The sequence below is a fragment of the Pseudomonas sp. Marseille-Q1929 genome, assembly GCF_017316265.1.
Taxonomy (GTDB): Bacteria; Pseudomonadota; Gammaproteobacteria; order Pseudomonadales; family Pseudomonadaceae; genus Aquipseudomonas.
This window is the reverse complement of record NZ_JAFLWU010000045.1, coordinates 1-20,447: the sequence shown is the minus strand read 5'-3', so window position 1 is coordinate 20,447 and position 20,447 is coordinate 1. Positions and strand designations below refer to the sequence as shown.

The 20,447-nt window shown below is 56.9% G+C and carries 18 protein-coding genes, 1 pseudogene and 1 riboswitch; of the genes and pseudogenes, 7 read left to right on the top strand and 12 right to left on the bottom strand.

All coding sequences use genetic code 11. From position 1 onward, the window contains the following. Window positions 1-202 precede the first annotated feature (202 nt). Both J1G37_RS27695 and J1G37_RS27690 read left to right on the top strand, forming a co-directional pair. Window positions 203-1,399, top strand: coding sequence for an amino acid aminotransferase (locus tag J1G37_RS27695; protein WP_207046840.1), 1,197 nt, complete (start codon window positions 203-205; stop codon window positions 1,397-1,399). 99 nt (window positions 1,400-1,498) lie between these two features. Then, window positions 1,499-1,708: a hypothetical protein gene (locus tag J1G37_RS27690; RefSeq protein ID WP_207046838.1), complete on the top strand. Its 210-nt coding sequence runs from the start codon at window positions 1,499-1,501 to the stop codon at window positions 1,706-1,708. A gap of 46 nt (window positions 1,709-1,754) precedes the next feature. Here the strand turns inward: J1G37_RS27690 and J1G37_RS27685 are convergent, their stop codons facing one another. Further along, on the bottom strand, window positions 1,755-2,627 hold the full coding sequence (locus tag J1G37_RS27685; RefSeq protein WP_207046836.1) for a LysR family transcriptional regulator: 873 nt from the start codon (window positions 2,625-2,627) through the stop codon (window positions 1,755-1,757). Between the two features lie 103 nt (window positions 2,628-2,730). Here J1G37_RS27685 and J1G37_RS27680 point away from each other — a divergent pair, with 103 nt between their 5' ends. The 4 genes from J1G37_RS27680 to J1G37_RS27665 all read left to right on the top strand — a co-directional run bounded on the left by J1G37_RS27680 (window position 2,731) and on the right by J1G37_RS27665 (window position 7,312). Continuing rightward, on the top strand, window positions 2,731-4,113 hold the full coding sequence (locus tag J1G37_RS27680) for an aldehyde dehydrogenase family protein (protein WP_207046834.1): 1,383 nt from the start codon (window positions 2,731-2,733) through the stop codon (window positions 4,111-4,113). Window positions 4,114-4,228: 115 nt separating this feature from the next. After that, window positions 4,229-4,423, top strand: a riboswitch (cobalamin riboswitch). 116 nt (window positions 4,424-4,539) lie between these two features. Then, the gene (locus tag J1G37_RS27675) at window positions 4,540-5,550 is read left to right on the top strand and encodes an ABC transporter substrate-binding protein (protein WP_207046832.1); all 1,011 of its coding nucleotides are present in this window, start codon (window positions 4,540-4,542) and stop codon (window positions 5,548-5,550) included. Beyond that, window positions 5,547-6,551, top strand: coding sequence for an iron ABC transporter permease (locus J1G37_RS27670; protein ID WP_207046830.1), 1,005 nt, complete (start codon window positions 5,547-5,549; stop codon window positions 6,549-6,551). The genes J1G37_RS27675 and J1G37_RS27670 overlap by 4 nt, the downstream gene beginning before the upstream one ends. Beyond that, complete coding sequence (locus tag J1G37_RS27665) at window positions 6,548-7,312, top strand: ABC transporter ATP-binding protein (RefSeq protein ID WP_207046828.1); 765 nt, start codon at window positions 6,548-6,550, stop codon at window positions 7,310-7,312. The genes J1G37_RS27670 and J1G37_RS27665 overlap by 4 nt, the downstream gene beginning before the upstream one ends. A gap of 140 nt (window positions 7,313-7,452) precedes the next feature. On the opposite strand, the gene J1G37_RS29100 is transcribed toward J1G37_RS27665, so the two are convergent. The 6 genes and pseudogenes from J1G37_RS29100 to J1G37_RS27640 all read right to left on the bottom strand — a co-directional run bounded on the left by J1G37_RS29100 (window position 7,453) and on the right by J1G37_RS27640 (window position 11,355). Next, window positions 7,453-7,971: a GNAT family N-acetyltransferase gene (locus J1G37_RS29100; protein WP_347402356.1), complete on the bottom strand. Its 519-nt coding sequence runs from the start codon at window positions 7,969-7,971 to the stop codon at window positions 7,453-7,455. Next, window positions 7,972-8,868: pseudogene (locus tag J1G37_RS27660) on the bottom strand (alpha/beta hydrolase fold domain-containing protein); the annotation flags it as partial. Then, window positions 8,868-9,308, bottom strand: a complete 441-nt coding sequence (locus tag J1G37_RS27655) for a TspO/MBR family protein (RefSeq protein WP_207046825.1) — start codon at window positions 9,306-9,308, stop codon at window positions 8,868-8,870. The pseudogene J1G37_RS27660 and the gene J1G37_RS27655, both read right to left, overlap by 1 nt. 238 nt (window positions 9,309-9,546) lie before the next feature. Further along, entirely contained in the window at window positions 9,547-10,110 is a 564-nt protein-coding gene (locus J1G37_RS27650; protein ID WP_207046823.1) for a nucleotidyltransferase family protein, read from the bottom strand. 29 nt (window positions 10,111-10,139) lie between these two features. After that, entirely contained in the window at window positions 10,140-10,373 is a 234-nt protein-coding gene (locus tag J1G37_RS27645) for a hypothetical protein (RefSeq protein WP_017737886.1), read from the bottom strand. A 76-nt stretch (window positions 10,374-10,449) separates the two neighbouring features. Continuing rightward, entirely contained in the window at window positions 10,450-11,355 is a 906-nt protein-coding gene (locus J1G37_RS27640) for a LysR family transcriptional regulator (protein ID WP_207046821.1), read from the bottom strand. A 103-nt stretch (window positions 11,356-11,458) separates the two neighbouring features. Between J1G37_RS27640 and J1G37_RS27635 the strand changes: the two genes are divergently transcribed. Next, entirely contained in the window at window positions 11,459-12,448 is a 990-nt protein-coding gene (locus tag J1G37_RS27635; RefSeq protein WP_207046819.1) for a zinc-dependent alcohol dehydrogenase family protein, read from the top strand. Between the two features lie 55 nt (window positions 12,449-12,503). Here the strand turns inward: J1G37_RS27635 and J1G37_RS27630 are convergent, their stop codons facing one another. From J1G37_RS27630 to J1G37_RS27610, 5 genes are all read right to left on the bottom strand, one after another. Then, entirely contained in the window at window positions 12,504-12,872 is a 369-nt protein-coding gene (locus tag J1G37_RS27630; RefSeq protein WP_207046817.1) for a hypothetical protein, read from the bottom strand. A 156-nt stretch (window positions 12,873-13,028) separates the two neighbouring features. Further along, a complete protein-coding gene (locus tag J1G37_RS27625) occupies window positions 13,029-13,397 on the bottom strand; it encodes a hypothetical protein (RefSeq protein ID WP_207046815.1) in 369 nt (122 codons plus the stop codon). A gap of 40 nt (window positions 13,398-13,437) precedes the next feature. Then, a complete protein-coding gene (locus tag J1G37_RS27620; protein ID WP_207046813.1) occupies window positions 13,438-13,806 on the bottom strand; it encodes a hypothetical protein in 369 nt (122 codons plus the stop codon). Continuing rightward, window positions 13,797-14,693 carry a hypothetical protein gene (locus tag J1G37_RS27615; RefSeq protein ID WP_242551775.1) on the bottom strand — a complete coding sequence of 299 codons (897 nt, stop codon included), beginning with the start codon at window positions 14,691-14,693 and terminating at the stop codon, window positions 13,797-13,799. The genes J1G37_RS27620 and J1G37_RS27615 overlap by 10 nt, the downstream gene beginning before the upstream one ends. Before the next feature lie 720 nt (window positions 14,694-15,413). Next, window positions 15,414-19,553 (bottom strand): tetratricopeptide repeat protein, encoded by a 4,140-nt coding sequence (locus J1G37_RS27610; RefSeq protein WP_207046809.1) that lies wholly within the window; start codon window positions 19,551-19,553, stop codon window positions 15,414-15,416. Window positions 19,554-20,447 lie beyond the last annotated feature (894 nt).

Sequence of the window (20,447 nt, the reverse complement as noted above, 5' to 3'; positions counted from 1 at the left end):
TCGTCTTACACGCCTTGCCCGGTCAATGTTGCAATAAGACTAACGGTCAGCAAATAAACCGAAAAACTTGGCCGAAAAGCCGTTTCGGTTGTCGCCTCAGGCGGTGATGGCCTCTATACTAGCTCCCCGTTTGTGCACCGCTCTAGTGCATTCGGCTGGAGCGCGACACGTCCCTCCTTTCCCCCATAGAGCTGCCGCAAAAATGAGCCTGTTCTCCGCTGTCGAAATGGCACCACGCGATCCTATCCTGGGCCTCAACGAAGCATTCAACGCCGATACACGAACCACCAAGGTCAACCTTGGCGTAGGCGTTTACTGCAACGAGGAGGGGAAGATTCCACTCTTGCGTGCCGTTGCCGAAGCGGAAGCCATTCGCGTGGCGCAACACGCCGCCCGTGGCTACTTGCCAATCGACGGCATCGCGGCCTACGACAAGGCCGTGCAAACCCTGCTGTTTGGCGCTGAATCGCCGCTGCTGGCCGCTGGCCGCGTCACCACCGTGCAAGCGGTTGGCGGCACCGGCGCGCTGAAAATCGGCGCTGACTTCCTCAAGCAACTGCTGCCAGACGCCGTCGTCGCCATCAGCGACCCAAGCTGGGAAAACCACCGCGCGCTGTTCGAAACTGCCGGTTTCCCAGTACAGAACTACCGCTACTACGACGCCGCCACCCACGACGTCAACCGTGCCGGCCTGCTCGAAGACCTCAACGCCTTGCCTCCACAGTCCATCGTGGTGCTACACGCGTGCTGCCACAACCCGACCGGCGTCGACCTGAGCCCGGCCGACTGGCAGAACGTGCTGGACGTAGTCAAAGCCAAGAACCTCGTGCCGTTCCTCGACATGGCCTACCAGGGCTTTGGCGACGGCATCCACGAAGACGCCGCCGCTGTGCGCCTGTTCGCTGAGTCGGGCCTGACCTTCTTTGTGTCCAGCTCGTTCTCCAAGTCGTTCTCGCTGTACGGCGAACGCGTCGGCGCGCTGTCCATCGTCGGCGAGTCCAAGGAAGAAAGCGCGCGCATCCTGTCCCAGGTCAAACGCGTGATCCGCACCAACTACTCCAACCCGCCAACCCACGGCGCCGCGATTGTAGCTGCCGTGCTCAACAGCCCTGAGCTGCGTGCCCAGTGGGAAGCCGAACTGGCCGAAATGCGCCTGCGCATCCGTGGCATGCGTGAGCAGATGGTGAGTGAACTGGCCAAGGCTGCACCGGGCCACGACTTCAGCTTTGTCGGTCGCCAGCGTGGGATGTTCTCCTACTCCGGCCTGAGCGTTGAGCAAGTCACCCGCCTGCGCAACGAGTTCGGCATCTACGCCCTCGACACTGGCCGTATCTGTGTCGCGGCGTTGAACCAGTCGAACATCGACGCGGTCACAAAGGCAATCGTTCAGGTGCTGTAAGCCGGTAACCGTTGCACAGAAGGGGAAGCCAATGGCTTCCCCTTTTTCGTCGCCAGCCCCTAGACTGAACCTTGCCCGCCCCTTTGCAGTGAGAGCCTTATGAGAAACGACGACCTGGACCTGCGTGCCGACCGTGACGAGCTGGATGATTACGTGCCGCGTGCGCCGCAGGTTAAGCGGCAGAAAAGCCTGGTGTTGCAGGTGGCGCTCGGCGTTTTCCTCGGTGGCCTGGCTTTATGGCTGGTGCAACTGGGTGCCACAACACTGATGACCAAGCTCGCCATGGGCACCCTGCAATTCGGCGGCTAGCACCGATCAAACTGTGGGAGCTGGCTTGCCTACTCCCACATTAGATTCAGGTTGCGACCAGATTGCGTTCTTCCAGCAGTTTTACGAAGCTGTTGAGACTCTGCGACACCGTGCCCCGCCGCCAGATCAGCCACGTGTGCAACACCCGAAAGCTGTCCATCAGCGGCCACACGCTCACCGCCGCAAACCCCGGCATGCTTTCCAGCATACTGCGCGGCATTAGCGCCAATCCGGCGCCGGCGCTGACGCAGGCGAGCATGCCGTGGTACGACTCGATCTCGAAGATCTTGCCCGGCACCGCGCCATCCTGGGTGAACCAGCGTTCAAAGTGGTGCCGGTAGGAGCAGTTCGAGCGAAAGGTGTAGATGTTCTCGCCGTTCACATCCTGCCCCCGGGTGATCGGCGCGTGATGCAACGGCGCGATCACCACCATCTCTTCCTCAAACACCGCCACGCCTTCCAGCGTGGCGTGCAACACCGGCCCATCGACAAACGCCGCCGCCAGGCGCCCCGACAGTACGCCTTCGATCATCGTGCCCGACGGCCCGGTGCTCAGGTCCAGTTCGACTTTGGTGTGTTTCTGGTTATACGCCGCCAGCAACGCAGGGATGCGCACCGCCGCCGTGCTTTCCAGTGACCCTAGGGCAAACGCGCCCTGGGGCTCCTCCCCCGCCACCGTCGCGCGGGCTTCCTGCACCAGGTCGAGGATGCGCCGCGCATAGCCAAGGAAGTTCCAGCCCGCCGGCGACAGGCGCAGGCGGCTCTTCTCGCGGATAAACAATTCCACGCCCAGGTCCTGCTCCAGTTGCTTGATGCGGGTGGTCAGGTTCGACGGGACCCGATGAATCAACTGCGCGGCGGCGCTGATGCTGCCTTGTTCGGCAACGGCCTTGAAAATTTCCAGCTGCACCAGGTCCAAGTCATTCTCCAATCGTGAATGTATTGCTTAATATTATTCAGTTTCCAGAAAACAACCAGCCCCGTAACCTGAACTCAACTTATCCATTCAGCAGGACGGTGCCATGAACGCGACCACCCACGCCCTCTCGATCAACCCGGCCAACGGCGAAACAGTCGGCAGCTACCCGTACGAAAGCGAAGCGCAACTGGACGCCGTCCTCGACCGTACCACCGCCGCCTTCCGCACCTGGCGCCGCCAGCCGGTCAGCCAGCGCGCCGAGCTATTGCTGGCCCTGGCCGCCGCCCTGCGTGAACAAGCCGAAGACATGGCGCAGATGATCACCCTGGAAATGGGCAAGCCCATCGCCCAGGCCCGTGCCGAAATCGAAAAATGCGCCCAGCTCAGCGAATGGTACGCGGCCCAAGGCCCGGCCATGCTCGCACCGGAACCGACCCTGGTGGACAACGGCAGCGCCCAGATCGAATACCGCCCGCTGGGCCCGATCCTCGCCGTGATGCCGTGGAACTTCCCGGTCTGGCAAGTGCTGCGCGGCGCCGTGCCGACTATGCTCGCCGGCAACACCTACGTGCTCAAACACGCACCGAATGTGATGGGCAGCGCCTACCTGATCCAGCAAGCGTTCAAAAAGGCCGGTTTTGCTGACGGTTTGTTCGAAGTGCTCAACGTGACCCCGGACGGCGTGTCCAAAGCCATTGCCGACCCACGCATCGCCGCCGTCACCCTCACCGGCAGTGTGCGCGCCGGTATCGCCATCGGCTCCCAGGCCGGGGCCGCGCTGAAAAAATGCGTGCTGGAACTGGGCGGCTCCGACCCATTCATCGTGCTCAACGACGCCGACCTCGACGCCGCTGTGCAAGCCGCATTGATCGGCCGTTTCCAGAACAGCGGCCAAGTCTGCGCCGCCGCCAAGCGCCTGATCATCGAAACCGGTGTGGTGGAGGCGTTTACCGCCAAGTTCCTAGAGGCCAGCCGCGCGCTGGTGATGGGTGACCCGACAGACGCCAGCACCTACATCGGCCCCATGGCCCGCTTCGACCTGCGCGACGAGCTGCACGGCCAGGTCCAGGCCACCCTGGAAGAAGGCGCGACCCTGCTGCTGGGCGGCAACAAAGTCGCAGGCGCAGGCAACTACTATGAGCCCACCGTACTGGCCAACGTCACCGACCAGATGACCTCGTTCAAACAGGAACTGTTCGGCCCCGTCGCCTCGATCATCACCGCCCGCGACGCCGACCACGCCGTGGCACTGGCGAATGACAGCGAGTTTGGCCTGACCGCGAGCATCTTCACCACCGATGCGGCGAAAGCCCGCGATATCGCCAACCGCCTGGAAACCGGTGGGATCTTCGTCAACTCGTTCAGCATCTCCGACCCTCGGGTCGCGTTTGGCGGGATCAAGAAAAGTGGCTTTGGCCGCGAGCTGTCGCACTTCGGCGTGCGCGAGTTCTGCAATGCGCAGACCGTGTGGCTGGATCGCAAATAACCCAGGCGACCTCACTCAACGATGGGAACTGGCCAGCTCCCACATGAACCAGTTCCCACAGGCATCGCATTTGTTCTGTGATTTACCCATCGCAACTCCCCCTTCGCAGCCTGATCGACTACCATGGCGCGCCGGTTCCCGAAGGGGACTAACAGGGAATCCGAAGCGCGGCCCATCACGCCAATCGGAACTGCCCCCGCAACTGTAGGTGCCGAGCCTGCTCCCCACTGCCACTGGACGCTGTCCGGGAAGGCCGGAGCGAGGCGATGACGCACGAGTCAGGAGACCTGCCGGCCCAGCGTTATCACCAACCGGCGGGGTGTCCGGGAAGGACATCCTAGCGCGGCCCCGGCGGCCGTATCCGTGGGTGTATTTCCACTACCGTACCTCCCCAGTCCACTGTACGGTCCAAACGGAGATTGCCCCATGCTGCCACGCGTTACCGCCCTGCTCACCGGCCTGGGTTTCTGTGCCCTGGCCCACGCCGCGCCGACCCACTACCCGCTGACGCTGGAAAACTGCGGCAGCACCCTCACCTTCCAACAAGCCCCGGCGCGCAGCGTGACCATCGGCCAGGCCGCCACCGAGATGCTCTACGCCTTGGGCGTGGGCGATAAAGTGGTCGGCACGTCGCTGTGGTTCAACAACGTATTGCCGCAGTTCAAGTCATTGAACGACGGCATCGAGCGCCTGGCCAATAACGAGCCGAGCTTCGAAGCAGTGATCGCCAAGCGCCCGCAACTGGTGGCCGCCGAACTGGAATGGGTGGTCGGTGCGCAAGGCGTGGTGGGCACCCGCGAGCAGTTTCACGAGCTGAAAATCCCCACCTACCTGCTGCCTTCCGACTGCGAAGGCAAAGACAACCTGGTGGGCGCCGACGGCACGCGGCTGGAGCCGTTCCGCATCGACACCATCTATAAAAGCATCAGCCAGTTGGCGGCGATTTTCGACGTACAGGATCGCGGCCAACAACTGAACGACGAACTCAAGGCACGCCTGGCCAAGTCCGTCGCCACCGTGCAGAGCAAGGGCCTCAAGCAGGCCAGCGCGCTGGTGTGGTTCTCCAGCGCCGAGATGGCCAGCGATCCGTACGTGGCCGGCCACAAGGGCATCCCCGAATTCATGCTGCAAACCCTCGGTTTGCATAACGTGGTGCAGTCCGATGAGGAATGGCCCGCCGTTGGCTGGGAAACCATCGCCAAGGCCAACCCGACCTTCCTCGTCATCGCCCGCATGGACCGTCGCCGCTACCCCGCCGACGACCATGAAAAGAAACTCGCCTTCCTGCGCAGCGACCCGGTCACGCGCAATATGGACGCGGTGAAAAACAACCGCATCATCATCCTCGACGCCCTGGCGTTGCAGGCGAGCATCCGCATGTTCGATGGCCTGGAACAACTGGCCACGGCCATCGACGGCTACGACTTGCCGAAATGATCCGTCCTCTGATCGCCCTGGCCCTGCTGTTGCTCGCCGTACTCGCCGGCGTGGCCATCGGCGAAACCGCCATCTCGCCGCAGGTCGTGCTCCAGGTGCTGGCCAATAAACTGTGGGGCGCCGGCTACGTGCTGGACCCCATCGACGAAGGCGTGGTGTGGAACTACCGCCTGACCCGCGCCCTGGTTGCCGCCGCGTGCGGTGCCGGGCTGGCGACCTGCGGGGTGATTTTGCAGTCGCTGCTGCGCAACCCATTGGCCGACCCGTACCTGCTGGGCATCAGCGCTGGCGCCTCGACCGGTGCGGTATTGGTGGCGTTGATCGGCGTGGGTGGTGGCTTGATTTCGTTGTCGGCAGGCGCATTTGTCGGCGCCATGGCCGCGTTCGCCCTGGTGATTTTGCTCGCGCGGGCCAGCGGTTCGTCCAGCGGCACCGGGCAGATCATCCTCGCCGGCATTGCCGGCTCACAGCTGTTCAATGCGCTGACCGCCTTCCTCATCACCAAATCCGCCAGCTCCGAACAGGCGCGCGGCATCATGTTCTGGCTGCTGGGCAACCTCAGCGGCGTGCGCTGGCCGTCGGTATGGCTGGCCGTGCCGGTGGCGCTCGTGGGCTTGGCGGTGTGCCTGTGGCACCGTCGCGCGCTGGATGCGTTCACCTTTGGCAGCGACTCGGCGGCGTCCCTCGGCATCCCGGTGCGGCGCGTGCAGTTTGTGCTGGTGGGCTGCGCGGCGCTGGTGACGGCGGTGATGGTGTCGATTGTTGGCTCCATCGGCTTTGTCGGGCTGGTGATTCCCCACGCGGTGCGCCTGTTGCTGGGCACCGGGCATTCGCGCTTGCTGCCGGCCAGCGCGCTGGGCGGTGCGTTGTTCTTGATTGCGGCGGATGTGTTGTCGCGCACCTTGATCAAGGGTCAGGTGATTCCCGTCGGTGTGGTCACCGCATTGGTCGGCGCGCCGGTGTTTGCGCTGATTTTGATCGGGCGGAGGAACGCACGATGAGCGTGCTCAGTTGCCGCGGCCTGGGCTTCAAGGTACGTGACGCCGAATTGCTGCGCGATATTCATCTGGACGTCGCGCTGGGGGAAACCCTCGGCATTGTCGGGCCGAACGGCTCTGGCAAATCCACCTTGCTCAAGTTGCTGGCCGGGTTGCGTACACCGGCGTCCGGTGAGGTGTGGCTGGGCGGCCAGCGCCTGGGGCAGTTATCCCGCCGCGTGATTGCGCAGCAACTGGCGGTGGTGGAGCAACAAGCCGACACCGACGACGCCATCCGCGTGTTCGACGCCGTGGCCCTGGGCCGCACGCCGTGGCTGTCGGCGCTGAGCCCGTGGTCCGTCGACGACGCCAGCATCGTGCGCCAGGCCCTGCACGACGTGGACGCCACCCACCTGAGCCAACGCGCGTGGCGCAGCCTCTCCGGCGGCGAACGCCAACGCGTGCACATCGCCCGCGCCTTGGCACAGCGGCCGCAGATCTTGTTGCTGGATGAACCGACCAACCACCTGGATATCCAGCATCAGCTTGGCATTTTGAAGGGCGTGCAAGCACTGCCGGTGACGACGTTGATTGCCCTGCATGACCTGAACCAGGCGCTGACCTGTGACCGCTTGGCCGTGCTGGATCGCGGGCGGTTGGTGGCGCTGGGTAAGCCGTTGGAGGTGCTGACGCCGCAGCGGTTGCAGGAGACGTTCGGGGTGCAGGCGCATTACCTGACGGACCCGTTTGATGGTGCGCAGATACTGAGGCTGCGCTCGAACTGAAGGCTTGAACACGGCCACCCAAACACCACAATTCAACTGTGGGAGCTGGCTTGCCTGCGATAGCGGTGGGTCAGCTTGCATTTCTTTAACTGACAGACCGCCATCGCAGGCAAGCCAGCTCCCACATGATCATTCCCACGTTAGATCTGGGGTGTTCGCTGCATATGGGTCGTCTGCCATACAGAATCGTCTTTCACATCCACCACTTCAAACCCCTGCCGAAGCCAAAAATCAATCGCCCCCGGCAAAAACGGATGGGTATGCAGGTACATCACCTCCACCCCCTCCGCCTGCGCCGTTGCCTCCAGTGCGCGATACAACGCCCCCGCCAAGCCAAAGCGCCGAAACGCCGGCAGCACAAACAAGCGCACCACTTCCACCGTCTTGCGGCCCAGGTAATCGAGCTGGGAGAAGCGGTTGTCATACGGCAGGTAGCCGATAGCCGCAACGATTTGACCGTCATGACAGGCAATCAGAAAGCGCCCGTCACCTTGAAGGTAGGTCGCCTCAAATTGCGCCAGATCATTCGGCACACCGGCATCGCTGAGCTTGGGAAACATCTCGGCGCGGGCCTGTTGTACAAAGGCCAGCACCTGTGAAACATCATCCGCTGCAACCGGGCGGATGCTGAAAGGGTCTTCAAGGGACGTCTTGCCCACTATCCACTGGCGGCCATAGGCCAACACCTTACCCGCCATCCCCACCGGAAAATGAATAAACCCATGGGCCGCCTCCGGCACCAGGTGCACCTGCGCGCCAGGCCATCGCTCAGCAATCAACAGCGTGTCGTCCTTGAGCGGGTCCAATTCCCCCACAAACATCAACGCCGGCGGCAAGCCGGTGAAGTCGCCATACAGCGGTGACAACGGCGCCTGCCGACGCTCGTCGTCACTCAGCCCCGGCGTGAGCAGGCGCAGCGCTTCGACCATGCCGGGCCCGTCCAGCAATAACGTGCCTGGGCCTGCGGCGCGTACGCTGGGCGTGCCAGCGAGGTCATAGACGCCGTAATACAGCAGCGCGCCGCTGACCCGCGCGAGCAGTTCCGGCCAATCCTTCAACGCCAGCAACGTCGCCGCCGCCAGGTGCCCGCCGGCCGACTCGCCAACGATGATCACCGGCAGGCCCGCAAACTCATCGGCGGTCAGCAACCAACGCGCGGCCGTGAGGCAATCGTCCATCACGCCTTGCACCGGTGTATCGACCGCCAGCCGATAATCCACCGACACCACCGCCACGTCGCAGGCGTTGACCATGCCCAGGTTGAGCGCGTCATCCATCTGCGCATTGCCGATCACCCAACCGCCGCCGTGGATATCCAGCACCACGCCCTTGGGTTTGCCGCTGGGACGCAGGATGCGCACCGGCACCGAGCCAGCGTGCCGGGTTTCAGCCGCAGGGGCGCGTTTTAACCGTTGACCGGCACACAGCAACGCCTGGATCACACGCGGCGTCACGCGATTGCGGATCTTGAAGCGCGGCAACCAGGCGAGCTTCCTGTTGAAGCGGCGCATCTCGGCCAGTTCGGTTTCGCTGGCGGGCCAGAGGTTGTGAGTCATCAGCGGTTATTTCTCAAAATGGAGAAATTCAACGCCGCCGCCACACACAGCCACGCCAGGTACGGGAACAGGATCAACCCGGTGATCAGATCCAGGCGTACCGCCAACACCACCATCGCCGCCACGGTCAGCCACAGCACCGCCAGAATCACCATCCCCGCGAGGATGCGATGGGCGCCGAAGAACACCGGCGTCCACAACGTGTTCAAGGCAATCTGCGCCGCCCACAGCGCCAGCACCACTTGGCTGTCCGGGATCAGGCTGAGGCGGTAACCGGCCCAGGCCAGCAGCAGGTAGATCAGCGTCCATGCCACTGGGAACAACCAGTTGGGCGGGGTGAAGCTAGGTTTGACCAGGGATTCGTACCAGGCGCCGGGTTTGAAGAGCATGCCGGTACTGGCGGCGGCGGCGCAGGCGAGCAGGAAGATGAAGAAGGTCATGGTCGGTCCTTGGCTGGGCGTTTCAACTTGGACGGGGGGTGGGCGGGTAAAAGTTCATTGCCGATTGGGTTTGGAGGCGGGTTTTGAGGTTGCCTGGGCTGGCGTCATCGCAGGCAAGCCAGCTCCCACATTTAACGGTGTTCACCCGTCAAAATGTGGGAGTTGTCGAGCTTTAGCGAGGCTGCGAAGGGATCACCGCGCACTCCCTGCCGAACACCCTACCCGCATCGCCCCCGTGTCAAGTAGCCCCCACAATCCTGAGCCAAGGCCACCGCTCCTGATAACTCCTGGCCTTGTGCGCAAACAATTCCGGCTCCGGGTGCAACGGGTTGATGCGCAGCACACCCTGCTCCACATCCGCCAAGCCATACGGCACATACACCTCGCCCGTCGCCACTTCCAGGCCGATGCAGGTGCCCGCCACCAGGTAGCGGTCGATCCCGTCTTTTGCCGTGTGCAATTGCGGATAAGGCCGGCCAAACCGCTGGCCATACCAAAGGTGCACCCGCGCCTGATTCTTCACTTCAACGTTGACGCCCAGATCTTGAAACAACCCCTCAGCCGCGCGAATCACGGCATCCTCGGCTTCGTAGGACAGGTCTGTGTCGAAGTAGAAAACGTCGTAGTCCTTTACACCCTGGGCAGCAGGCAGGTTCGACTGGTGATTCCACACCGCCTGGAACAGGCAGCCTGCGGTGAGAAAACACTGGTCCAGGCCGAGGGCCGGCAGGCGCGCAGTGATCTCGGCGTTGATGGGGTTGGCCATGGCCAGGTCGAGCAGGGTTTCGACGGTCAATGTCATGTGCACTCCTTTGCAACCTAGAAGATGAACTAGCCCTTCAACTCACTGGCCCGATGCGCCGCCGCATCGTCATACGCCACGTACAACGCCTCGGCGATCTGGCTTTTGATGGCCTTGGTCGATTCCAGGCCGAGCACAAACCCTTCGGCCTTGCCGCCCGCGCGGTTGAGTTCTTCATGGGTGGAAGCGCCGGTGATGGCGTCCAGCAGTTTGCTGGCGTGGGGGCCGACACCTTTGGGCAGGCTGATTTGGTCGATGGACATGGGCGGTACCTTTAAAAGAAGGATCGGTAGCACGTGGAACCGCTGCCGGGGGTCGCATGGTAGACCGATATAGGCCTCAAGGGGCTGTTTTCATGAGATCCCGGCCAAACGCGCCTTTCACAAAATCGACAAAACTGCGCACCTTCGGCGTCACCCGTCGATCCGCCGCATACAGCAGGTTCATCGGCGAAGCCGGCACGTTGTAGTCCGGCAGCAACGCCAGCAAGGTGCCTTTGCGCAGCGCGTCATGCACCAGTTCCTGGGGCAACAACACCACGCCCAACCCGGCCACCGCCGCCGACAGCAGCGGGTCACCCTGATTAATCGTCAAACGGCTTGTAATCGGCACCTCGACCCGGCCCTGCGGCCCTTCGAAGTGCAGGTGTGAGCGCCCATCCGAATAGGCAAACGCCAGGCATTCATGTTCCTGCAAATCCCATGGGCTGCTGATCGCTGGGCGTCTGGCCAAGTAGGCCGGCGCCGCGCAGAGCACCATCTGATAGGGCTTGAGGGGCAAGGCCTTCAAGCCGCTGTCAGCCAATTCGCCGATGCGGAAAACCACGTCGTAGCCGTCCTCCACCAAATCGACCAGCTCATTGGACAAGGTCAGGTCCACCGCCACCTGGGGAAATTTGACCATGTACTCCAGCAAACGCGGGGCCAACGTACTCACGCCAAATGTCACCGGCGCGTTGATGCGCAAGCGCCCGCTGGGTACGCCACGGGTTACGGCGGCCATTTCTTCGGCGGCGTCCATATCTGCCAGGATCAGCTTGGCACGTTGATAGAAGGTGCGGCCAAAGTCGGTCAGGCTCTGCTTGCGCGTGGTGCGGTGCAGCAGCGACACGCCCAAGTGCTGCTCCAGCATCTTCACCTGCTTGCCGATCAGTTGCGGCGACAGGTTCAGCTCATCCGCCACCGCACTGAACGAACCCAACTCCACGGCTTTGACGAACGTAGCCATCAAGGTAAGACGATCCATTGGAAACCCATTGTTTCTAGTGTTGCGCCATCCTAGGCCTTTATCCCGCGCCGTCCCACGCCTAAATTGAACACCACATTGATAAACACCGAGGATCAACCCCATGGCCCGCATTGTCAGGATTCACGCCTACGGCGACGCAAGCGTCTTGCAACTGGAAAACATCGACGTCCCGGCGCCAGCAGCCGATGAAGTGCAAATCCAGGTCAAGGCCTTTGGCCTGAACCGCGCCGAAGTGATGTTCCGCAACCACGCCTACCTGCAAGAAGCCGAATTCCCCAGCCGCCTGGGCTATGAAGCGGCGGGCGTGGTGAGCGCCGTCGGCGCCGACGTCCGCGACTTCCAGGTGGGCGATGCCGTCAGCGTCATCCCGCCGCTCGATATCGCCCGCTGGGGCACCTACGGCGAAGTGGCCAACGTGCCCGCCTACCTCACCGTCAAACACCCGCAAAACCTCAGCTTCGTCCAAGCCGCCGCGTCGTGGATGCAATACGTCACCGCCTGGGGCGCCCTGGTGGAGCAGGCCAAACTGACCCAAGGCGACTTCGTATTGGTCACCGCCGCCTCCAGCAGCGTCGGCCTCGCCGCCTTCCAGATCGCCCGCAGCGTCGGCGCCACCGCCATCGCCGTGACCCGCACCCGCGCGAAAAAACAGGCGTTGCTGGAAGCCGGCGCCGCGCACGTAATCGTCAGCGATGAAGAAGACCTGGTGGAACGCGTGATGGCACTCACCAACGGCCAAGGCGCCCGCGTGGTGTTCGACCCGATTGGCGGGCCGGGCTTCGAGGCACTCACCCAGAGCATGGCCCAGGGCGGGATATTGCTGGAGTACGGCGCGCTGAGTTCGGAGCCGACGCCGTTTCCGTTGTTTACGGTGTTGGGCAAATGTTTGACGCTGAAGGGGTACTTGTACGCGGAGATCGTGGCGGACCCGGCCGCGTTGGCGCGGGCCAAAGCGTTTATTGTGGATGGGCTGGCTTCGGGGGCGTTGGCGCCGGTGATTGCCAAGACGTTTGGGTTGGATGAGGTGCAGGAGGCGCATCGGTTTTTGGAGGCGAATCAGCAAATCGGCAAGATAGTGGTGACGGTTTAGGTTTTTGCGGTTAGCTGGGTTGCCAGCCGTGCCACTGTGAGTGGCACGGTTGTTTTTACAGCGTGTATAGAACGTAACGGAGCCCCATCCACATAAATATTTGAAGCCAAAAAAGCTCCGGCCATATCACCCAGCGCTTGAGGGAGAGCGGAACTGACGCAACCTCCTTTTCGCTCACATCGCCTAACCGGATATAACTTTTTTGAAACGTCAAAAAGCAGGAAATCTGCCCCATGCGCAGTGCTTTATCCATCGGCCGATTGCCCGGCCAACGTTGCTTGTTCAGTTGAACAATTTCATTGTCCTCAAAATACTTCTCCAGCATTTCAAGCTTGAAATAGTGCGTGTACAGCAGCAACGCCACACCAATGAGCGACTCAACGCCCACAAGCCACGTGATGAACCTGTAGCCGGCTAAATCCATAGATCAACACCTAAATACAGTTCTTCGCCAACAACACCCAAACCTTTCCCGGCCGAATAACCTGACAACTGCATGAGCCTCATCTGTCAGACCTTCCTGCCTGTGCTTGATGGTGGCTGTGCGCAGGCCCCACCGCGCCTTAGGCTCCACCGGCCTTCACAGTTTGTACAAGACGTAGTGAAGCCCCATGCACATAAACATCTGGTACAAAAAGTAATACGGCCACGTCGCCCAACGCTTGAGGGAGAGTGGAACGGAGGCAACCTCCGCTTCGGTCACATCCCCTAAGCGGATATAGCGTTTGGAAAGCGACAGAAAGTTAGAAATCTGCCCCATACGGAACGCTCTATGCATCGGCAATTTGCTGGGCCAACGTACTTTGTTGAGCTGGACGATTTCGTTGCCTTCAAAGTACTTTTCCAGCTCTGGAAGCTTCACGTAATCCGCGTACAGCACCAATGGGATCGCAATCAGAAACTCAACACCAATGAGCAATATGATGAGTTTTTCGCCTGTCAGATCCATAAGTCGACACCCATGTACAGCACGGTTGCGAACGTTGTTATTAAAACTCGTATAGAACGTACCGAATGCCCACCCACACAAAGGCCTGGATCACAAAATAATCCGGCCAAGTCGCCCAGCGCTTTAGGGATAGCGGAACGGAGGCGATCTCTTCTGCGCTGACATCGCCTAACCGGATATAACTTTTTGGAAAAGTCAGGAACAGCGAAATGGGCCCCATCCGCATCGCCCTATCCATGGGCCGATTGCCCGACCAAACACGATTATTGTGTTGAACCACTTCATTGTTCTCGAAATACTTTTGCAGCTTTTCAAGCTTGAAGTAATGCGAATACAGCAGCAGCGCACAGCCGATGATGATCTCGACGCAGACGAGGATGGTGATGAATCGGTAGCCCGCTATATCCATAAATCATCACCCACATACAACGCGTCGCCGAAATCTGCGCCAAAGCCGCCGATTACCTTCCCTCCCGAATATCCGCCGGCTGCACCACCTATTACTCCGCAAGTCAGTGCCCCAGCCCCTCGGGTAGCAATGCCCAAAAAGAGGCGACACAACGCTGGCCCAACCCGACCGCCGATCGCGCCACCGGCAGCTGCGCCGGCAACTCCAGCGGTTAATCTGCCCCCTTCCACAAACTGCGCCTTGCGACACTGCTCCTCCCGCCCCAACGTACACGCCTCCTTCACCTCCAACCCCGCCACCGTCATATCCAACGCCAACCCGATATACGTCCCCTTGCGCAAATGCCGCGCCACGCCCGCCATACGCTCAAGACGCTCCACATAACCCCTGATCTCCCCTTTATCCAAAAAGCGCTTGGTAGAGATCCCCAAAATCCACTTCAACGAACTACCACCGCGCAACCCCGTGCCCAACCGCGCCGCGCCCTGAAGCTGGTTATTCAACTGTTTCAACAACCCTTCGCGCTGCCGAAAAAACGTCTCCCGGTCCACCCCGCCACTTTTGTACCGCGCATAAGCCTGCTGAATCTGCTCCATGGTGTGGCGCACATCCTTCAGGTGCGTACTCCAGGCCGACGCCGCACTGCCGATGCCCAACGAGGTGTAACCCAATACGCTTTGCAGCAAATCGTATTCACCGGCGGTGATCTCCACCACGTACGGGTCAAGCTCCAGCGCACGACTGATCCTTTGCGCCTCCTGCATCATCCAAGCCTCTTCGGCGGTGCTTTCCAGGGTTGTATTGCTCGGCACGATGATCATGTGGCCAGCGTCGACAAAAAGCCGGGGCAAGTGCGCGTTCAGCGCATCGAACTTGCGCACGGCCATCGGCGATGCCCCGCTGAGGTACCTGGCCTTGAGGCTCGCGTGGTCACTGAGTCGCGGGTTGATATGGGTCTTTAACATGGCGCAATTCCAACCTCGAAATAACGAAGAGGTCGGAATATAAAAGCGGCGTTTTCTGATTGGACGGGGATTGGGAAGCGGGATTGAAATTCAGAAAGGGGCTACAGGAAACCCGATCAATACCTACAGCAATGGCGCAAAAACTCAGCCGCTGCGCCACGCATTTGCGCAGTTGAAGCCAGGATAAGTCCCAAAGCCATCCGGCACCTTGCTCCGTTGCCTACGCCTGCGTCAGAATCCGCCGGCTTGTGTGCTGGGGTGGTCGAATCTAAGGTTGCGCGGTCGCTGAATTTCTCGGTGATCGGGTTTAGTAGCCCACGGTTCAACCTAACAATTGCACGAGTTTCATCTGTCAGGCGTTCCCGTCTGAGCTTGATGGTGGCTGTGCGCAGGGCGCCCTCGGGCGCGCCGGTTTTGTTAGGTTCCACCGGTCTACTAACCTGCGTACAGCTGCCTCCCTTTTGTTTAGTAGCGATGGGGTGGTGGCATCAGGTAAGGAACTTAACGATGGTTAACGATTCAACCATGCTCTTCACCGTCGCTCCTGACGCCAGCTCTGCGTTTTTCTACGCTCTTAGAATATACCCCTCACACAAAACCATATAGCAAAGCACTACCCCCACAAAAAACAAAATCACAAGTTTATATTGTAAATCCGTAAGCTCTAGCCATTTCAAACACCCAAAGAGGAAAGACACCCTTAGTTTTTTCTCGGTAAAAACCTGACATCTCCTGAAACTTCTTGGGTACTGCATCATCGCCATGCAAACGCCGAAAAATCTCAATCAAAATAAACGCTTTTTCATTATCAGCTCGCTGCTGAGTACTATTCAACAAAGAAAAACAATTGAGCGCAACCAAAATTAATTCCAAGTCTTCGCACAGGCATGCCAACAACCAAGCCCGTCGAAACTCAACACTTCTCCGCTCGTTAACATTTATAATTACAGGCAATTCACGCTCTATCTCCTCTGCTATATATTGACCAGAAATCAACCACTTCCAAAGCAATATCTCTATCTTGCATTTTTCTAGCTCAGGCAGGTAGTATCCCGGGTTAATTTCAACTAGATCACCAAGCACTAACACAGCATTTTGCGTAGCGGCAAGTGCGTCATTGATCTTGCCGCAATTAGCTAGGCCATGTGAATACCCTATGAGAGAGAATGCCAGCTCCGTCTTATACTTCAAAGGAGTCAAATCAAAAAAACTACGACAAACTGATAAAGACGTCTCATACTCAGTCAAGGCATCGTCGAATCGGCCTGCATCGTATAAACGATCCGCATACCCCCTGAGCCCTCTCGCAATGTTAGCCTCGAACCTGTTAGGCTTCACCTTAGCTAAGTCTCGATAAATATTTAATGCCTGCTCACACGAACTAAGAGCCTCTGAAATATTTCCCTGAATCGATAAGTATTCAGAATAGTTATATAGAGCTATTGCATACTTCGACTGAAACCGATTAGGATTAGTTGCCGCCAACTCTCTAGAGATATCCATATTTCTTCTAGCTATCGCAGAAGCCTCTTCAGTTCGACCTTCCGCATCTAAGTAATTCGCATAATTATTTAGGGCTGATGTCATGCTCTCTCTCACACCGCTGGAAGAATCTGGCACCAAGCCATCATAAATATCCAAAGATTCTTTTACAGCAATAACCGCTTCATCCGTGCGCCCTAAACCATCTAGAAAATTTGCATAACTGTTTATAGTTGAGGCAAGTTCGAGATTGTAAGAATCAGCTTCCTCTTTATTCAAGCTTCTGTATATGTCAATAGATTCAAGAACAACACTCAGGGCTTCGTCACTCTCCCCTAGCTCATCGAGTCGATTTGCGTAAGTCAGCAAAGAACCGGCAAAGCAGGACTTAAAAAAGGAAGTCTTAGAATTCTTAAATTGTCGATACACCTCAACGGACTGGCGAGCATAAATCAAAGCCTCATCGCTTTTTCCATCACGAATAAGGGCAACAGCCAAATTATTCAGCGCCCTCCCATAACCAACAACATCCTCTTCTTTATTTCTTTTTTTTGCGTGCTCTGCTTTTTTCTCTGTAATAGTCTTCGAAACAAGCACATCCAAGGTGGTCAACTGCAGAACCTCATGATGCAGTCGTTTCTCCAAAATCCCCGCTGCCTGTAGCTTCTGAGGCTTTGATAATTTCTCATATGCACTTTGAAATATTTCAGGCAAGGGACTAGGAGTCTCAATGCAAACAGCGATAACCTCATCAATACAAAGAACAAATCGCCTTATGAGTGCACCTTCTACCAACGCAAATAAATCTGCGCGATTTCGTAACAACCGAGCAAGAACGGTAAAACTTGATCTACGCAATCGCTTCTCGCCACTAATAACTATATCAATAATTTGCGCACCATCGCGCGCCAGCAGACTTTGAGCAACTAAAGCCTCACCAATCAGGTCAGGACGCAGCCCTTGAAGCCCTTGTCGATCAGGGTAAAGTGAGGATAACGAGGTAAAGACTCTACGAAGCTGAGACTTATTTTCTCCAGCAGCGACCCACGCCTTTTCAATACTACGTTCAGTGGCAATACCATTCGAAAAAGTTGCGAGAGTCATTAAGAGAGCTGCCTGCCTTTCATACTCAACGCTGTCCCCCCTAACTAACGAAAGAGCCTTCCCCCAGTAACGCTTCTCATGATTTACAACCGCTCGCTGAAGAGACTCTGCCGAACGAGGTCGCTCTCCACGTAGCGCCATCAATGCTGCCATTTGTATATATAGTGGCCGAGCGAAGTGCGCATCCTCCATATTCGGCAAATGCTGATCTTTGACTCCGGCAGTGATATCAGCAAAAATCTTCAAAGCTGTTGAATAAGCTTGCTGCCGCTCAAGCTCGCTATCATGGAGTTGAGGTAGCAAGAACGGGCCACTACTAGCATCTCCTTCCAGTAATGCCTCACAAACTGCGTCCTTCGCTGGTAGTGCAGTCCACCACTCACCACCATCGCGAGCTAATAGCAATATTCGTACGTTCTTTTCCACCGGCTTTTTTAGTAGGGCTGTGATTATTGACAACAAAACAGATTGACGAGTTTCGGCATAGTCAATAACTACACAACAAGGCCGACTGGAATTAATCAGTTGCTGAACAAATTTTTCACTTTGTTCAACTCCGCACTCACTAGTAAGGAATCCTGCACTCCAGCCTTGCCTTGTAAGTTTTAGACACATCTCTAATGCCAGCCTGGTTTTCCCAACGCCACCTGCGCCAGTCAATAAACGGACTGCTATTGGATAATCAGACTCAACCCACTCTATTTGAGACGCTAAGAAAGGTTCCCGCTTAGAATCGAATGGTATTATTGCCTCTTCAGCCCGAAGGAGTTGGCTAATACTCAGTCCAGCTGTCGCACTCCATCGCGGACGAGGCAACTCAAGAAAACCAATTACTGAGACTTCAGAGACCAAGGAAACGTCTTCCGAGATCGCACTAATTTCCGATAAATGCTCACCAACCTCCCAGCCTAAGAAACCAACTATCTGCTTAGCACAATCCGCCCATGTATACTCGCTAATAAGTGCCTCTCGTAACCGAGCGGCTTTTTGGCGAGCAATTTGCGGCTCCTTGGCAATATTAATCAGAGCTTGCGCCAGTTCATTAACATCTTTGGGCAAAAAATATGGATCGGTACTACTGCCTGCTATATCAATCGGTGTGACACAAGATATATAGAGCCCATCATTGAAGCTTTTCAGAAATCGATACACACCACTTTTTTTACTAACAATTAACGGCACTCCAGCTGCAATTGCCTCCCAGGCAACTAAACCAAACCCTTCATGCCAAGATGGCATCATTGCAACACTCGCACTTCTTAGATCGTTAAACAACTCATCTCGATCGGTTGTAAAAGGCAGTGCTTGCAAATTAAACGCTCGACCAGAATACTGCTCAGCGAACAACTTAAGCTCTTTCTCTGCATCAATATTTATTTCAGCATGAGAGTTCTCAAAATCCACTCCTCGGAGAATAAGCATAGGCTCGTTTTCTCCTCTCAAAAAACTTGGCAGGCCAGGATTTTCATCGGACTGTCGAATTGAATCTGCGAAAGAGGCTACGCCTAAATAAGCTTGTTTTATTCGACTAGCATCTTCACTTAACCGACCACTGAGAAACCCTTTAAATACTTTAGGCACCCCCTTGACAAGAATGTCAGGCAATCCAGGTATTAGTGTAAAAATATTTTGGTCGCTTCGCATGTCAGACAATGAGTCACTCAACAAAGGCCCAACTGCCATTGCCAGATCGGCACATTCAAACAGTTGAGATTGCTCATTTTCTTTTGCTTTAGCCGTTTTGCTATTTTCAGCAAACGATTCGTAACGACTATAACTCATATGATGAATCAGCGCAGATCGCCCCCCACGCTTTTTTGCCGCTGCAACTGCGATAGCTCCGGTAATTCGATCATGCCCCAACCATACCGCGCCATCACAATTAAAATTAAGTTCTAACCCTTGAATTTTATGCCAGGCAACGCTTTCCAAATCTGATGAAAACTCTTTTTGATCCGAGCGATCGAGAGAAACTAAATACACCTGTTCATTCAACGCACTCTCGCGATCGTATTCATCGGCACTTAGCACTACACAAATGGTAGTTGCTTGCTCATAACAAGCAGCAGCAAACGCACCAATCAAATCCATATTGAAGCTATTTATACCGCCAAATTTTGTACCCCATCGCGTAGCGAACGCGATAAGCGTTTTAGCGCCCGCCCTGACTGTAGGTGGATAACTCACCGCGTCCATAAAAACCTCCTTCCCTACAAAAATCTTACGTTCCAAGGCCGCAGAACAACACCTTAACATCGTGTGTGCATGTGGAAAGGCCCGACTCGCACAAATTCAACATATCCGAATTCAGCAGTACTACAAGCATTTCATACTAAAGAAAACTCCTCCCCCATAGCTTGAATGCATAATGGACTAGCGCCCCAACTGGTCACCCGCCAGACTTAGAACGAATCAGTGAATTTTTCTCATTTCCAGATCAGCAGCAAAACATGCTATTTTTATCGTTACAACCTCAGAAAACACGATAGTGCAAATTGCTTTTTTTGAATTCCATATTTTCATCACTCAAAGACGAGAGCCGCCTCTTGCTTCTTATCGCGACAAACTGCACACTAAAAACTCCCGCAATGCTCGCACGAAACTCCTTCAGAGCAGAGGCGCCTCTCTATATTTTCATCATTAAAGATGGGTACCCAGATTAAACTTCATAGAGGACTCTCCCAAAATCGCACTGATCTGTGAGCATTAAATAACGAAAATCAAACATATAAACTGCAGCTATATCTAGCATCAAAAATTTATTGAATAAAACAATTAAAAGATAGGCCAAACACTTTACCCCTAGAGACATCTCTAGAGACTCACGAAACTTTATCTGCGTTAAAGGAACACCCTCCTGGATATTCTGGGCCAACCTTAGGCGCTCAAGCATTCTGACACCTTCTTCCCTGGACAATTGAATTAGCCATTATTGCGCCATCACTTTTACCACAGAACATCTCACTGATGAAGACGCAGCATCAATAACTAAGCCATGGGTTACACCACTTGACTCATCCCGCAGATCGTGGAACACCTCGATTAATAAGAAGTTTTCAACTACCTCCCCAACAACTCCCTAACCCTCCC

What these genes read in the sequence shown, in the direction of transcription:
- J1G37_RS27645 (WP_017737886.1), bottom strand. Translation starts at nt 10,373, where the DNA reads ATGTCCATCGACCAAATCAGCCTGCCCAAAGGTGTCGGCCCCCACGCC.
- J1G37_RS27635 (WP_207046819.1), top strand. Translation starts at nt 11,459, where the DNA reads ATGGCCCGCATTGTCAGGATTCACGCCTACGGCGACGCAAGCGTCTTG.
- J1G37_RS27675 (WP_207046832.1), top strand. Translation starts at nt 4,540, where the DNA reads ATGCTGCCACGCGTTACCGCCCTGCTCACCGGCCTGGGTTTCTGTGCC.
- J1G37_RS27640 (WP_207046821.1), bottom strand. Translation starts at nt 11,355, where the DNA reads ATGGATCGTCTTACCTTGATGGCTACGTTCGTCAAAGCCGTGGAGTTG.
- J1G37_RS27665 (WP_207046828.1), top strand. Translation starts at nt 6,548, where the DNA reads ATGAGCGTGCTCAGTTGCCGCGGCCTGGGCTTCAAGGTACGTGACGCC.
- J1G37_RS27620 (WP_207046813.1), bottom strand. Translation starts at nt 13,806, where the DNA reads ATGGATATAGCGGGCTACCGATTCATCACCATCCTCGTCTGCGTCGAG.
- J1G37_RS27655 (WP_207046825.1), bottom strand. Translation starts at nt 9,308, where the DNA reads ATGACCTTCTTCATCTTCCTGCTCGCCTGCGCCGCCGCCGCCAGTACC.
- J1G37_RS27695 (WP_207046840.1), top strand. Translation starts at nt 203, where the DNA reads ATGAGCCTGTTCTCCGCTGTCGAAATGGCACCACGCGATCCTATCCTG.
- J1G37_RS27615 (WP_242551775.1), bottom strand. Translation starts at nt 14,693, where the DNA reads ATGGCCGTGCGCAAGTTCGATGCGCTGAACGCGCACTTGCCCCGGCTT.
- J1G37_RS27670 (WP_207046830.1), top strand. Translation starts at nt 5,547, where the DNA reads ATGATCCGTCCTCTGATCGCCCTGGCCCTGCTGTTGCTCGCCGTACTC.
- J1G37_RS27610 (WP_207046809.1), bottom strand. Translation starts at nt 19,553, where the DNA reads ATGGACGCGGTGAGTTATCCACCTACAGTCAGGGCGGGCGCTAAAACG.
- J1G37_RS27625 (WP_207046815.1), bottom strand. Translation starts at nt 13,397, where the DNA reads ATGGATCTGACAGGCGAAAAACTCATCATATTGCTCATTGGTGTTGAG.
- J1G37_RS27650 (WP_207046823.1), bottom strand. Translation starts at nt 10,110, where the DNA reads ATGACATTGACCGTCGAAACCCTGCTCGACCTGGCCATGGCCAACCCC.
- J1G37_RS27630 (WP_207046817.1), bottom strand. Translation starts at nt 12,872, where the DNA reads ATGGATTTAGCCGGCTACAGGTTCATCACGTGGCTTGTGGGCGTTGAG.
- J1G37_RS27680 (WP_207046834.1), top strand. Translation starts at nt 2,731, where the DNA reads ATGAACGCGACCACCCACGCCCTCTCGATCAACCCGGCCAACGGCGAA.
- J1G37_RS27690 (WP_207046838.1), top strand. Translation starts at nt 1,499, where the DNA reads ATGAGAAACGACGACCTGGACCTGCGTGCCGACCGTGACGAGCTGGAT.